Consider the following 14597-nt stretch of genomic DNA (forward strand, 5'->3'; position numbering starts at 1 on the left):
GCTATGGACATATGATAAATAATTCAACCCTTACATCCATTATTATTACCACCACCGGGAAAGCCGGAGGCAGGTGTATATTGGTATATTAAGAAAAATAAGAAACCATAAAAAAGCGCCTTCCTCTAAACCGGAAGGCGCTTTTTTTTTGCCTAAACCTGTATGTGTCTGGTAAAACTGAAATTTTCAGAGGCTCATACGAAAACTATATGACTAAGAAACGTTAGACCAATAATTGAAAACTATGAACATTCTAAAATTCGGCGGTACTTCAGTAGGTTCAGCATCAGGTATCCGAACCCTGATCAGTATTCTCAGAGAAAGGGAACAGGGTGAATACCCGGTAGTTGTACTTTCAGCAATGAGCGGAGTAACCAATCTGCTTCAGACCATGGCAGAAAAAGCAAAGGTAGCAGAAGAATATGCTGCAGAGCTAAAGGAAATTGAAGAAAAGCACTTCGGGGTTATTAAAGCCCTGCTTCCTGCTTCTGCCCAAAATCCTGTATTTACCAGGTTGAAAATATACTTCAATGAACTGGAGGATATCCTGCAATCTGTCTATCATCTAAAAGAATTAAGTCCTCAGACCAGAGATTTAATCCTGAGTTTTGGAGAACGCTGTTCTGCTTTTATGATTAGTCATATTGCCAGACAGGATTTTCCAGATGCATTGTGTGTAGATGGAGCTGAACTGATTAAGACTGACAGTAATTTTGGACAGGCAAAAGTAAATACACCATTGACAGAAAGCCTTATTCAGGATTTCTATGAAGATAATAGAGATAAACTATTATTTGTTACCGGATTTATAGCCAGCAATGCCGAAGGTAGAACCACAACTTTGGGACGCGGTGGCAGCGATTTTACAGCTGCAATCTGGGGTTCTGCATTGAATGTAAATGAGATTGAAATATGGACTGATGTAGACGGAATGTTAACTGCCGATCCCAGGATGGTAGAAAAAGCATTTTCGTTACCTGAGCTGAGTTATACTGAAGCAATGGAGCTGTCTTACTTTGGGGCAAAAGTTATCTATCCCCCAACCATGACTCCGGCATTTCTAAAGAAGATTCCTATTGTGATTAAGAATACCTTCAATAAAGATTTTAAAGGGACTTATATCCGTCATGGGGTAGATACTTCAGCATTACCTATTAAAGGGATTTCATCTATTGATGAAATCAGTATTCTGAATCTGTCCGGAAGCGGGATGGTTGGAAAAGCTGGTTTTAGCGGCAGGTTATTTTCTCTTTTGTCAAGAGAACAGATTAATGTAGTATTGATTACCCAGTCATCTTCAGAACACAGTATCACGTTCGCTGTAAAACCTGCAGATGCTTTAAGCGCACTGGCGATTATCAGTAAAGAATTTGAGCTGGAATTACAGGCTAAAAAGCTGGAGTATCCACAAGTGGAGAATGGATTGGCCGTACTGGCCATTGTAGGCGAAAATATGAAACATACCCCAGGCATGTCCGGTAAATTATTTCATGCCCTGGGTAGAAACGGAGTTAATGTGCGGGCAATTGCACAAGGATCTTCAGAATATAATATATCAGTTATTTTATCAAAAACTGATCTTTCAAAAGCAGTAAATGCCGTACATGATGCTTTCTTTGAGGATCTGAAAAAAACACTCCATGTGTTTTGTCTGGGTACAGGGAATATTGGTAAAACATTGTTCCGTCAGTTACTGGTTCAAAGTCCGCTTCTGGCTAAAAATAATGATCTCGAAGTTAAAGTGATGGGAATCAGTAATTCACGTCAGATGTATGTGAGTAAGACAGCAATGAATCTTGCTGACTGGGAAAATGAATTAAATACCAATGCCGAAAAAGCAGATCTGGCCTTATTTGTAAAGCAGATGAAAGCAATGAACCTGCCTAACTGTGTATTTGTAGATAATACTGCAAGTGCCAGCCCGGTAGACTTTTATCAGGAGATCCTGGAGTCCAGTATTTCGCTGGTTACCTGTAATAAAATCGGGAATTCTGCAGAATATGCGCAGTATGATGCTTTTAAAACAGCAGCTCGTAAATATGGAGTAGATTTTCATTATGAGACAAATGTAGGAGCAGGGCTTCCGATTATCCGTACACTTAAAGATTTGATGCTGAGTGGTGATAATATCTTTAGTATCGAAGCTATTCTGTCAGGCACGATCTCTTTTATCTTTAATAATTTTAAAGACGATGTCCTTTTTCATGAGATTGTAAAAGAAGCTCAGGATAAAGGTTATACAGAGCCGGACCCCCGTGATGATCTGAATGGAAAAGATTTTATGCGTAAAATGCTGATTCTTGCCAGAGATGCTGGTTATCCACTGGAAGAAGCAGATGTAGCTCTGGAAAGTATGCTGCCGCCAGCTTGTATGGCCGCTGACAGTGTAGCCGATTTCTATCAGGAGCTTAAAAATAATGCAGCTTATTTTGAGGACTTAAAAACCCGGGCAGCTGCTGAGCATAAGGTATTGAGATATATCGGGAAACTGGAAAATGGAAAAGTAACTATCAATCTGCAAATGGTAGATGATACACATCCTTTTTATATGCTTTCGGGCAGCGACAATATTATTTCCTTTACTACAGACAGGTATAAAGCGCGTCCTCTGGTAGTTAAAGGGCCTGGCGCGGGTGCCGAAGTAACCGCTGCGGGCGTATTTGCAGATATTATAAACGTGGGTAAAAAATGAAGAATACAGTAAAGGTTTTTGCTCCGGCAACAGTAGCAAATGTAGTTTGCGGATTTGATGTTTTAGGTTTTGCTGTAAATGCACCCGGTGATGAAGTGATCATGCGGGTTACAGATAAACCAGGGGTGATCATTTCAAAAATCACGGGTGATGATGGCAGACTGCCTCTTAACCCGGCTAAAAATACAGTAAGTGCCAGCGTGCAGGATTACCTGAAACATATTGGCCGTACCGATATTGGAATTGATATTGAATTGCATAAAAAGATGCCTATCGGGAGTGGTTTAGGTTCAAGTTCGGCAAGTACAGTGGCAGGTTTGTTCGCTATAAATACATTGTTTGATAATCAGCTGACTAATCAGGAACTCGTTCCTTTCGCAATGAAAGGCGAGGAGCTGGCATGTGGTTACGGCCATGCAGATAATGTTGCACCTGCTTTAATGGGCGGTTTTGTACTGGTAAGAAGTTATGAACCTCTTGATGTAATCAGTCTGCCTTTTCCGCAGGACATGTGTGCAGCCATTGTTTATCCGGAAGTTGATGTACCGACCAAAGACGCAAGACAGATGATCCGTTCTAAAGTTTTACTGAAGGATGCGGTAAAGCAATGGGGAAATGTTGCAGGCCTGGTGACAGGTCTGTTTACCAGTGATTACGATTTGATTGGCCGCAGTATGGTAGATGTACTGGTTGAGCCGACCAGGTCAATCCTGATTCCTGATTTTTATAAAATGAGGAGTATTGCAATGGAAATGGGCGCAGTAAGTTTCGGGATTTCCGGTTCAGGACCTTCAGTTTTTGCCCTGACCAAAGATCAGGATACGGCACATTTAATTACCCGTGCACTGCAAAAACAATTGGAATCTATTCAGATTAACAGTCTTTCATTTGTATCACCGGTCAATAAAAAAGGCCCGGTTGTACTGGATTAAAAAACGCAAACATGAAATTATACAGTACTAATAACCACGACCTGCGCATAGATTTTCAAACAGCTGTTTTCAATAGTATGCCACAGGATAAAGGCTTATATATGCCAGTTGAAATTCCTGTGCTTGATCAGGAATTTCTTCAGCATCTGGATCAGTATACACTGCCGGAAATTGCTTATAAAGTAGCTTCTGCATTACTGCATGATGATATTCCTGAAAATGATTTAAAAGCAATTATTGAAGATGCTATAAATTTCGAAGCACCTCTGCATCAGTTAAACGAACAGACTTATGTCCTTGAGTTATTTCATGGACCTTCATTAGCTTTTAAAGATTTCGGCGCAAGATTTATGAGCCGGATTATGGCTTACTTCCTGAAAGACGGCGAAGCTTTGCTGGATGTACTGGTGGCAACTTCCGGGGATACGGGAGGTGCGGTAGCCCTTGGTTTTCTTGGCGTACCTAATACCAGGGTGACCATCTTATATCCAAAAGGAAAGGTTAGTGAAATTCAGGAGTTACAGTTGTGCAGTAACGGTCACAATATCCGTGCAATTGAAATTGACGGTACTTTTGATGATTGCCAGCATCTGGTTAAACAGGCATTTGCCGATGATGAACTCAATGCACAGATGAGGTTGACTTCGGCCAATTCAATTAATATTGCAAGGCTGATTCCGCAAACTTTCTATTATTTTAATACACTGGCCCAGTTATTCAGGGTGGGAAAAAGAGAAGTGGTTTTTTCTGTACCCAGTGGTAATTTTGGAAATATTGCTGCAGGTTTATTAGCTTATAAAATGGGCTTGCCGGTAAAGCAGTTTATAGCTTCCACCAATGTGAATGATACTGTTCCCCGTTTTTTGGAAACCGGTATCTATGAAACAAGACCTTCAGTCCAAACCTATGCCAATGCAATGGATGTAGGTGCACCGAGCAACTGGGTAAGAATTATGGCATTATTCAATGAGCAGCGGGAAAATGTGCAGAAAATGGTGAAGAGCTACCGTTATTCAGATGAACAGACCGTTGAGGCAATAGCAGCTATTGATCAGCAATACGGTTATGTGGCTTGCCCGCATACGGCTATCGCCTGGCTGGGCATTCAGGAATATCAGCAAAACAATCCATCTGCTGGAGACACCTTTGTTTTCTTATCTACAGCGCATCCCTGTAAGTTCCCTGATATATTTGATGCAGAACTTGCAGCAAAGATCAGCATTCCTGAACAGGTCAGTGAATTGAAAAAGAAAGAGAAAATTGCTACGGCAATGCAAGCTGATTTCAATGCTTTCAAGACATTTTTACTGAAAACAAACCAGGATTAATGAATATTTACTGAATAAGCCTGTTTAAAATTCAGCAGGCTTATTTAATTTTTTTGAATCGCATAATGGCAATATCGCCCATCATAAAATTCAAAATGGTATCTCCCTTAATCGTGTATTTATTCACTTTTTTCAGTGTTTCAAAAAAAACGGCTTCTCCTTCACCAGGACAGGCCATTTTTGTAACTGCCATAGGCTGATTAAAGTTAATAGACGTATCGTCAGCATTTAGTTTTCCGGAAAAAGAATTACAACTGCTATTGCCATTTACTTTTTTATCTGTAAGATCAAAAACCATTGTAGGTTTCCTGCCTGGATACAAACCATTAAAAGCGATTCTCGGTCCTGAGATATAACTCAGTTCCCAGGTTCCTCCAAGTTTAGATAAGTCTGAACTTGCTTCTACTGTATTCTTTAAGGCATTACAGGACGTTAAAGTGCCCATAACCGTAAGTACCATCAATATCGTCCTTCTCATATCGTTCTTTGTAGAGAACGAAATATACAAAGAATCTGCCAAAGATTTTCCCCGGGCAGAATCTGACAGGTAAATTAGAAAACTGCGCGGGCAATTCTTTTGGTAGGTTCCGGATTACTCATCGTGTAAAAATGAAGTACCGGAGCTCCGAATTTTATTAACTCTTTGCACTGCTGTATCATCCATTCTATTCCAACCTCTTTTACATCCTTTTCATTTTTACATTCCTGTACTGCTTCTGTCAGATCTTCGGGTAAATCAATGTGAAATATTTTTGGCAAACTGATTAATTGTTTTGAAGAAGTGATCGGTTTGAGTCCGGGAATTATGGGGACATTTATCCCATTTGCTCTGCATTGGGCAACAAAATCACAGTATTTGGCATTGTCGAAGAACATCTGAGTCACGATAAATTCTGCACCCATATCTACTTTTTGCTTTAAGTATTTAAAGTCGGTTTTAAGATTCGGCGCTTCAAAATGTTTCTCCGGATAACCCGCAACACCAATACAGAAGTCTGTCTGGAAGGCCGAGTGATCTTCAAATAAATACTTCCCGTTATTCATGTCATTGACCTGGCCTAACAGATCGGTTGCATAAGCATGTCCGCCGGGAGTAGGAATAAAGGTTGAATCAGCATGTCTTGCATCTCCCCGTAAAACAAGCACATTGTCGATACCTAAAAACTGAAGATCTATCAGTGCATTTTCGGTCTCCTCTTTGGTAAAACCTCCGCAAATCAAATGAGGAACAGCATCTACTTTATATTTGTTCATGATAGCAGCACAGATCGCTACAGTTCCCGGGCGTTTACGATAAGAGACTTTTTCCAGCAGACCATTGTCATGCTGTTTATAGATATAGTCTTCTCTATGGTAAGTCACATCAATAAAAGGAGGATTAAACTCCATTAAGGGATCTATTGCGTCATAAATATCAGTAATGCTTTTTCCTTTAACCGGTGGCAGAAGTTCAAAAGAGAACAGGGTTTTACCTCTGGCGTTGTCTATGTGGTTGGTGATCTTCATTTATGTTTTGTTGTGAGGTTAATAAGCTAAATTCGGGCTAAGCCATCTTTCTGTATCTTCAAGAGACATGTTTTTTCTGACTGCATATTCTTCCACCTGATCTTTGGTTATTTTTCCCAGGCCGAAATATCTTGATTGAGGATGTGAGAAATAAAAACCGCTTACTGCTGCGGTAGGGTACATCGCAAAACTTTCTGTCAGTCTGAGCCCGATTTTTTGTTCTGCTCCCAGTAAATCAAAAAGGGTTTCTTTTTCCGTATGATCCGGACAGGCTGGATAACCTGGTGCCGGACGGATTCCTGCATATTCTTCTTTGATCAGGTCCTCGTTGGTCAGCTGTTCATCCTGAGCATAACCCCAGTAATCCTTACGAACCAGTTCATGCAGATGTTCAGCAAATGCTTCGGCAAGTCTGTCTGCCAGTGCTTTGGCCATAATACTGTTGTAATCATCGTAGTTGGCTTCAAACTCAGCTACCATTTCATCGCAGCCTATACCTGTTGTGACAGCGAAACCACCAAAATAGTCCTGAACACTATCTTCTTTTGACGCTACAAAGTCAGACAGAGCATAATAAGGTTCTCCGGCAACTTTCTCTGCCTGCTGACGCAGCGTGTGAATAGTTACAGGTTTACCATCTACATCTAAAATGATATCGTCTCCCTGAGCATGTGCCGGCCAGAAACCAATGACAGCTTTAGCTTTAAGTAATTTTTCATCAACAATTTTCTGCAGTAAAACCAGGGCGTCATCGTATAATTTTTTTGCCTCATCACCAACTGATTTGTCACTGAATATCTTAGGGTAACTGCCTCTCAATTCCCAGGTATGGAAAAAAGGAGTCCAGTCAATATAGGGGACAAGAGTTTCCAGCGGAAAATCTTCAAACGTTTTTGTTCCTGTAAATTTAGGTGCCGGAGCAACCAGGGCAGGATCAATAGTGAATTTATCTGTTCTTGCTTCCGCTATTGATTTAAATCGTTTGTCATTACGCTTATTTAAATGCGCTTCACGCGCTTTATCATATTCCTGTCGGATGGTATCAATATACGCATCCCGGGTATCTTCATTCATCAGCGTACTGCATACAGTCACACTTCTGGATGCATCCAGTACATGGATTGCCGGGCCGGAATAATTAGGCGCTATTTTTACAGCGGCGTGAATTCTTGAAGTCGTTGCTCCTCCGATTAGCAGCGGTACATTGAATCCTTCACGTTCCATTTCTTTGGCAAAGTGAACCATTTCATCCAGCGAAGGAGTGATTAATCCGCTCAGACCAATAATGTCTGCTTTGATTTCCTTTGCTTTTTTAATGATTTCCTGAGCAGGAACCATCACCCCAAGATCAACGATTTCAAAGTTATTACAGGCTAGAACCACCCCTACAATATTTTTACCAATATCATGAACATCACCTTTTACGGTGGCCAGTAATATCCTTCCGGCCGAGGAACTCTGGTTACCATCAGGATTATCCAGTTTCTCCTGTTCGATAAAGGGAAGCAGGTAGGCTACAGCTTTTTTCATTACCCTGGCTGATTTTACTACCTGTGGAAGGAACATCTTTCCTGCTCCGAATAAATCCCCTACGATATTCATTCCGTCCATCAGCGGACCTTCAATTACCTGAATGGGTCTGTCGTATTTTTGTCTGGCTTCCTCTACATCGGCATCAAGATATTCTATGATTCCTTTGACCAGAGAGTGGGAGAGGCGGGATTCTACAGATTCTTTTCTCCACTCCTCATCCTTAACCAGTTCTTTCCCTTTGGTTTTTACAGTTTCAGCAAAATCTACCAGGCGTTCCGTTGCGTCTTCCCGGCGGTTTAGCAGTACGTCTTCCACCCGTTCCAGTAAATCGGCAGGAATAGCCTCATAAACTTCCAGCATACCTGCATTCACAATACCCATATCCAGACCAGCTTTAATGGCATGGAAAAGAAAGGCAGAGTGCATTGCTTCACGTACTGTATTATTCCCTCTGAAAGAGAAAGATATATTGGATACCCCGCCACTTACTTTCGCGTATGGAAGATTTTCTTTGATCCAGCGTGCTGCATTGATAAAGTCAACCGCATAATTATTATGTTCTTCCAGTCCGGTCGCTACTGTTAAGATGTTTGGATCAAAGATGATGTCTTCGGCCGGGAAGCCAATTTCGTCAACTAATATATCATAAGAACGTTTACAGATTTCTTTTCTGCGTTCAAAATTATCAGCCTGTCCATTTTCGTCAAAAGCCATCACCACTACAGCTGCACCGTAATTCATAATCTTACGTGCACTTTCACGGAATTTATCTTCTCCTTCTTTCAGCGAGATGGAGTTCACAATACCTTTACCCTGCAGACATTTGAGACCATTTTCAATGACACTCCATTTAGAAGAATCGACCATGATTGGCAGTTTGGAAATATCCGGTTCTGAAGCAATCAGATTAAGGAATTTAGTCATTGCTGCTTCAGAGTCAAGCATCCCCTCGTCCATGTTCACGTCAATAACCTGGGCACCACCCTCTACCTGTTGTCTGGCAACGGTCAGTGCGGCTTCATAATCACCACTTAAAATTAATTTGGAGAATTTCGGGGAGCCCGTGATATTGGTTCTTTCACCAATGTTGACAAACATGCTGTCGGGTGTGATGGTTACGGGTTCTAATCCGCTCAGGCGCAGATAACGTGGTATTTCTGGGATTGCTCTGGGAGTAACGTTTTTAGCTTTTGCAGCAATAGCTGCGATATGCTCTGGCGTAGTGCCACAACAACCACCCACAATATTGACAAAACCATGCTGAATAAAATCTCCAACCATTGAAGCTGTTTCATTTGGCATTTCATCATAGGCTCCAAATTCGTTTGGTAATCCTGCATTTGGATAAGCAGATACATAACAGGGTGCCTTGGAAGACAGTTCCTCAATGTGAGGTCTCATGTCTTTTGCACCAAGGGCACAGTTGAAGCCAATACTTAGCGGGTTGGCATGAATGATAGAATTCAGGAATGCCTCTACCGTTTGTCCGGATAAAGTTCTGCCCGAAGCATCGGTAATCGTTCCGGAAATCATGATTTCAATTTTCCGGTCAATGACTTCCTCATATCTTTTGATAGCAAAAATGGCTGCTTTAGCATTCAGCGTATCAAAAATAGTCTCAATTAACAGTAAGTCAGAACCTCCGTCCACCAGACCTCTGACCTGTTCATAATAGGCGTCAACGAGTTCGTCAAAAGTTAAAGCCCTGAATCCCGGGTCATTTACATCAGGTGAAATGGATAAAGTACGGTTGGTAGGTCCCACGGCTCCTGCTACAAAACAGCTGCGGTCAGGATTGGCTGCCATGAACTCATTTACTGCTTCTTTGGCAATTTTAGCCCCTTCAAAGCTCATCTCATAATCCAGCTCTTCCATCTTGTAATCCGCAAGGGAGATCCGCTGCGTACTAAAAGTGTTGGTCTCAATAATGTCTGTACCTGCTTTGAGGTATTCTGTGTGTATAGCCTTGATAATATCCGGACGTGTAATATTCAGCAGGTCGTTATTACCTTTCACATCACATGGATGATCCTTAAAACGCTCTCCTCTGAAATCCTCTTCCGTCAGGACATAGCGCTGGATCATGGTGCCCATAGCACCATCAATGATTAGTATTCGTTTTCCAAGCTCTTCTCTTATGCTCATTCTCTGTGTTGATGGGTAGCCATTTGTCCGTATAAAGCTCTTTAATAGTTTAATACGGGAAATTTTATATAATATGGCCTAATCAGAAATCCGGTATCGGATCGAATTAACTTATCTTTCAGGAACGGCCGAAACTGTTCGAGTAGAATGTAGCACCTTGTAAGCACAGGTTGCTAAGACTTCGTCGGGTCTAATCCCTCCATCTTTCTTTATAAGCGGATACAAAAATGCAACAAAGAAAAATGATTTCCAAGAAAATAGAGTTTAAAGCATATAAAATTGCAAAAGTCAAGCAAATATATCAGCTGCCCGGAACAATGTTCTGTGGGGCTGTCGTATAAGCAGGGAGTAGGAATTTGAAGAATGAGATTGCTGAAAAGAAAAATAAGCTCAAAAAAAAGGCTGACAGTTATGATTCTGTCAGCCTTTCTGAATAAAATATGCTGTTTATTTTCTTCCGCCGAATATTCTCAGCAGGAAGATAAAGATATTCAGGAAGTCAAGGTATAGGGATAAAGCACCCATGATTGCTAATTTCTTAGTATCATCAACAGCCATAGTACCACCGTTTTCTTCTATACCGGCACCGATACGTTTTAATTTCTGAACATCATAAGCAGTTAATGCAGTAAAGATTGCCACACCAAAGAAGCTCATGATATAGTCAAAGCCTGAACTTTTCAGGAACATATTCACTACGCTGGCAATAACCAGACCGATTACACCAACCATCAGGATGGACCCGAATTTACTTAAATCAGTGTTGGTTGTATAACCCAATATAGCCATCAGACCAAATATTCCTGCTGCAGCTGCAAAACAAGCTACTACCGAAGTCGTCGTGTAAGCCAGTAAAATGAAACTTAAACTAACACCAGTAAGCAGGGAATAAAGAATAAATACCCCAACCAGTGCTCCAAATGATAATCTGCTTAATCCAGCACTCATTAAAAGTACCAGCCCAAGCGGTGCAAACATTACAGCATAACCTATAATAGACATTTTGCCAGTTTCCTGGTTAATCAGGTAGCTGAACATTTCAGGTGTGTTAGCCATGTAAACTGCGGCAAATGTAGAGATACCCAGTGCTACGAACATCCATAAAAACACGTTGGCAAAGAATTTCTTTGCAACAGTTCCAGATTGGTTTTCCACAAAAACTGACTGTTGTGACCAATTATTATTATTGTTATCCATGTTATTTTAAAATTTAATTAAATATACGAATCTATTTGTATCAGCAAAAGCTATGCCCCTAGTCTTTTTGTCAGAATTTCTTCAACTTTATGGAAAATCTGAAGCGGTTTGATTGTTCTCCATGCCAAATCGTCAAGTTCCCCGCCGAAATTGATGTAATAATCAATGTTGCTGCTTCTGAATTCTTCTATCACATGAGGATTAAAATTCAGACCTGTGATCCATCCATCTTCCACATCCTGAAACCATTCTTCGTAATAACTGTCTTCTGAAGCATGGAAATTGAGGATGTTTTCTCCGATCAGTATAAATTTATTAATGCCCTCATCTATCATCAGTTCCAGTATCTCCCGTTTTAACAGCATAATATCGTTTCCTATAGCATCATTCCACTCCCCGATAAACTCAATAATAGCATAGTGATGATCATAATCGACGAACAGGACTTTAATATAAAGTGTATTCGAGCCAAAATCATCCCATTGCGGGTGAATAAGAAAGTTATATAACTGTTTGTCGAAATAAAACTCTGAATATTCTGTATTGTAAAAGGGTGATTTGGGATCCTCGGCAGCAATATAATCATCGCGCCAGCGGTAAAAAGGTTCTATTTCGTGCATAATATTTTTATTTAGTAGCGGCTTCAACAGCCTTTCTTACACTTCCGTAACGAATAAGCAGCTCTTCTGCTTTTTTATAATCGATATGAAGTTCGTTCATAACCATCTGTGTTCCCCGGTCAACCAGTTTATGGTTAGTTAACTGCATATCTACCATTCTATTACCTTTGACTTTACCCAGTCTGATCATCACTGTCGTACTCAGCATATTGAGAACCAGTTTTTGGGCTGTTCCTGATTTCATCCGGGTAGATCCGGTTAAAAACTCTGGTCCGACAACAACTTCAACCGGAAAATCACTGGCCTCTGCTACCGGACCACCTTCATTACAGATGATACAGCCTGTAAGTACCCCGTTTTCCTTTGCTTTTTTTAATCCGCCAACTACATAAGGGGTGGTGCCGGATGCTGCCAGACCAACCAGGCTGTCTTTATCATTTATATGGTATTCCTGTAAATCTATCCAGGCCTGAACGTCGTCATCTTCTGCATTTTCCACCGCCCTTCTGATGGCTTTATCTCCACCGGCAATGATCCCTACAACTTCATCAAAAGATACGCCGAATGTAGGCGGACATTCCGAAGCATCAACCACACCTAATCTGCCGCTTGTACCTGCACCGATATAAAATAATCTGCCGCCGTTTTTCATGCGTTCAGCAACGGCCGTTGCCAGTTTTTCAATCTGAGGGATGGATTTTTCAACTGCAAGCGGAACCGTTTTATCTTCGTTGTTTATACTTCTCAGAATATCAAGCACTTCCATCTGGTCAATATGATTGTACTTTGATTCTTGTTCAGTGATGCGTATCATATCATTTTGTTTTTTGATAAAAATCGTCAATTTCTTTTTAACGGGGAAATATGAATACAATTAGGTGCATTTCAGACGGGAAAATTTATGAACAAATGAGGATTAAAATTAAATATGAAACAATTGCAATTCTAATGAGGTTAATTACTTAATTGACAAGGTAATTTCATAACTTTGTACAACTGCTTTTTCATGAAACCAACTACCCGTAAAAACCTGCTTATAGCGATCACTTATTCTGTAACATTAATAGGTGGTATGTTTCTGGGCTACAAGTTTTTAAAGGACCAGGGTTTCACCTTTCAGCGAAATGTTCAGTTTGCTGATAAAAATTCAAATAAGGTTGATGAAATTATCAATCTGATCAATAGAAATTATGTGGATGAAATCAATGCAGATACTTTAAGTCATCTGGAAATTGACAGCTTATTACATCAGCTTGATCCGCATAGTGTTTATTTGCCTCCTGTTAAAGCCACTGCCCAGAACGATATGCTGGAAGGCAATTTTGAAGGTATCGGAATCGAATATTATATTCTGAATGATACACTCCTGGTGACTAATGTGATCAAAGATGGCCCGGCTGCACAGGCCGGACTGAAGCTGGGTGACAAAATTTTAAAGATTGACAGTCTGTTTGTGAGTGGTAAACATCTCCCGAAAGATAAAATGATTGGTAAAATTAAAGGGAAAAGGGGTACGCCGGTACAACTGGTCGTTTTACATTCAGGTACAGGGCATCCTGTTTCACTGACAATTAAGCGGGGCCGTGTGAGCGTAAGCAGTATCGATGCTGCCTACATGATCAATGCTGATGCAGGATATATCCGGATCAGTGAATTCGGGGCAAATACAGATAAAGATTTTATAGAATCAGTAAAAAACCTGAAAGCTGCAGGGATGAAAAAACTTGTGCTTGACCTGCGGGACAATGGGGGAGGGTACCTGACTGCGGCTACAGGTCTTGCTAATCAGATTCTTCCTGAAAATAAACTGATTGTATATACCGAGGGTAAACATGAACCACGAACTGACTATATCGCTACCGGAGGCGGAGAGTTTGAAAATGGTAAACTGGCTGTGCTCATTAATGAGAATACAGCTTCTGCAAGTGAAATACTGGCAGGTGCGGTTCAGGATCTGGACAGGGGAGTTATTATCGGACGCCGTTCTTTTGGAAAAGGGCTGGTACAGGAACAATTTCCTTTCGGGGATGGTTCAGCGCTGAATCTTACTATTGCAAGATATTATACTCCATTGGGACGCAGTATCCAGAAATCCTATAAAAAAGGATATATCGCTTATCAGAATGAAATAGATGATCGTTTTAACGATGGTGAGCTTACAGATAAACCAGTTGCCTCAAAAGATAGCTTAAGAAGAAATGTTGCGTTTACAACCGGTTCAGGTAAGAAAGTTTTTGCAGGAGGTGGTATAGAACCGGATATCTATGTAAAAATGGATACCACAGGGATGAATAAATTTTATAGCCTGCTCTTAACCAAAAAAGTAATGTTTGATTACGTATTTGATGTTTTGGCTAACCGCTATAATGCAGCTTATCTGGAGCAGAACCTGGCCGCTTTCAGTATAAGTGATACAGATTATAAAGATTTTGTCCGTTATATACAGACCAAAAATATTGTGATAGATCCTAAACAGCTTGCTGCTGCAAAACCAATTATATATGGCGATTTAAAGGCTTTACTTTGTAAGTACCATTTAGGTGAGGCTGGTTATTATAAGGCTTTAAACTTAAATGACAGTATGGTTAAGCAGGCACTTTCCAGCATGCAATAAATAAATTACAGACATAAAAAAAGCGGTATT

The 14597-nt window shown here is 40.6% G+C and carries 10 protein-coding genes and 1 riboswitch; of the genes, 4 read left to right on the plus strand and 6 right to left on the minus strand.

The window, feature by feature from the left end; genetic code table 11:
- Positions 1 to 244: 244 nt before the first annotated feature.
- Genes thrA through thrC form a run of 3 tightly spaced genes read left to right on the plus strand, consistent with a single transcriptional unit; the run spans position 245 to position 4952 of the window.
- Entirely contained in the window at positions 245 to 2692 is a 2448-nt protein-coding gene (thrA, locus tag PL_RS17570; RefSeq protein WP_041879796.1) for a bifunctional aspartate kinase/homoserine dehydrogenase I, read from the plus strand.
- Entirely contained in the window at positions 2689 to 3624 is a 936-nt protein-coding gene (locus PL_RS17575) for a homoserine kinase (RefSeq protein WP_041879793.1), read from the plus strand. Before thrA ends, PL_RS17575 begins: the two co-directional genes overlap by 4 nt.
- An 11-nt stretch (positions 3625 to 3635) precedes the next feature.
- Positions 3636 to 4952 carry a threonine synthase gene (thrC, locus tag PL_RS17580; protein ID WP_041879791.1) on the plus strand — a complete coding sequence of 439 codons (1317 nt, stop codon included), beginning with the start codon at positions 3636 to 3638 and terminating at the stop codon, positions 4950 to 4952.
- 40 nt (positions 4953 to 4992) lie between these two features.
- Here thrC and PL_RS17585 read toward each other — a convergent pair whose 3' ends face one another.
- From PL_RS17585 to murQ, 6 genes are all read right to left on the minus strand, one after another.
- Positions 4993 to 5430 (minus strand): META domain-containing protein, encoded by a 438-nt coding sequence (locus PL_RS17585; RefSeq protein ID WP_041879788.1) that lies wholly within the window; start codon positions 5428 to 5430, stop codon positions 4993 to 4995.
- A 74-nt stretch (positions 5431 to 5504) separates the two neighbouring features.
- Positions 5505 to 6458, minus strand: coding sequence for a methylenetetrahydrofolate reductase [NAD(P)H] (metF, locus tag PL_RS17590; protein WP_041879784.1), 954 nt, complete (start codon positions 6456 to 6458; stop codon positions 5505 to 5507).
- 18 nt (positions 6459 to 6476) lie between these two features.
- The gene (metH, locus tag PL_RS17595) at positions 6477 to 10136 is read right to left on the minus strand and encodes a methionine synthase (RefSeq protein ID WP_041879782.1); all 3660 of its coding nucleotides are present in this window, start codon (positions 10134 to 10136) and stop codon (positions 6477 to 6479) included.
- A gap of 108 nt (positions 10137 to 10244) precedes the next feature.
- Positions 10245 to 10354, minus strand: a riboswitch (SAM riboswitch).
- 229 nt (positions 10355 to 10583) lie between these two features.
- The gene (locus PL_RS17600; protein WP_041879779.1) at positions 10584 to 11333 is read right to left on the minus strand and encodes a Bax inhibitor-1/YccA family protein; all 750 of its coding nucleotides are present in this window, start codon (positions 11331 to 11333) and stop codon (positions 10584 to 10586) included.
- Between the two features lie 50 nt (positions 11334 to 11383).
- Entirely contained in the window at positions 11384 to 11953 is a 570-nt protein-coding gene (locus tag PL_RS17605) for a hypothetical protein (protein WP_041879776.1), read from the minus strand.
- A 7-nt stretch (positions 11954 to 11960) separates the two neighbouring features.
- On the minus strand, positions 11961 to 12767 hold the full coding sequence (gene murQ / locus PL_RS17610; RefSeq protein ID WP_041879873.1) for an N-acetylmuramic acid 6-phosphate etherase: 807 nt from the start codon (positions 12765 to 12767) through the stop codon (positions 11961 to 11963).
- A 192-nt stretch (positions 12768 to 12959) separates the two neighbouring features.
- On the opposite strand from murQ, the gene PL_RS17615 reads away from it, so the two are divergent.
- Positions 12960 to 14567 carry a S41 family peptidase gene (locus PL_RS17615; protein ID WP_041879773.1) on the plus strand — a complete coding sequence of 536 codons (1608 nt, stop codon included), beginning with the start codon at positions 12960 to 12962 and terminating at the stop codon, positions 14565 to 14567.
- The last annotated feature ends 30 nt before the right edge of the window (positions 14568 to 14597 follow it).

Source organism: Pedobacter lusitanus (genome assembly GCF_040026395.1).
Taxonomy (GTDB): domain Bacteria; phylum Bacteroidota; class Bacteroidia; order Sphingobacteriales; family Sphingobacteriaceae; genus Pedobacter; species Pedobacter lusitanus.

Excerpts from the sequence above, each read along its gene's own strand:
- metH (WP_041879782.1), bottom strand. The coding sequence starts at position 10,136 with ATGAGCATAAGAGAAGAGCTTGGAAAACGAATACTAATCATTGATGGT.
- thrA (WP_041879796.1), top strand. The coding sequence starts at position 245 with ATGAACATTCTAAAATTCGGCGGTACTTCAGTAGGTTCAGCATCAGGT.
- thrC (WP_041879791.1), top strand. The coding sequence starts at position 3,636 with ATGAAATTATACAGTACTAATAACCACGACCTGCGCATAGATTTTCAA.
- PL_RS17600 (WP_041879779.1), bottom strand. The coding sequence starts at position 11,333 with ATGGATAACAATAATAATAATTGGTCACAACAGTCAGTTTTTGTGGAA.
- PL_RS17575 (WP_041879793.1), top strand. The coding sequence starts at position 2,689 with ATGAAGAATACAGTAAAGGTTTTTGCTCCGGCAACAGTAGCAAATGTA.
- PL_RS17585 (WP_041879788.1), bottom strand. The coding sequence starts at position 5,430 with ATGAGAAGGACGATATTGATGGTACTTACGGTTATGGGCACTTTAACG.
- metF (WP_041879784.1), bottom strand. The coding sequence starts at position 6,458 with ATGAAGATCACCAACCACATAGACAACGCCAGAGGTAAAACCCTGTTC.
- PL_RS17615 (WP_041879773.1), top strand. The coding sequence starts at position 12,960 with ATGAAACCAACTACCCGTAAAAACCTGCTTATAGCGATCACTTATTCT.
- PL_RS17605 (WP_041879776.1), bottom strand. The coding sequence starts at position 11,953 with ATGCACGAAATAGAACCTTTTTACCGCTGGCGCGATGATTATATTGCT.
- murQ (WP_041879873.1), bottom strand. The coding sequence starts at position 12,767 with ATGATACGCATCACTGAACAAGAATCAAAGTACAATCATATTGACCAG.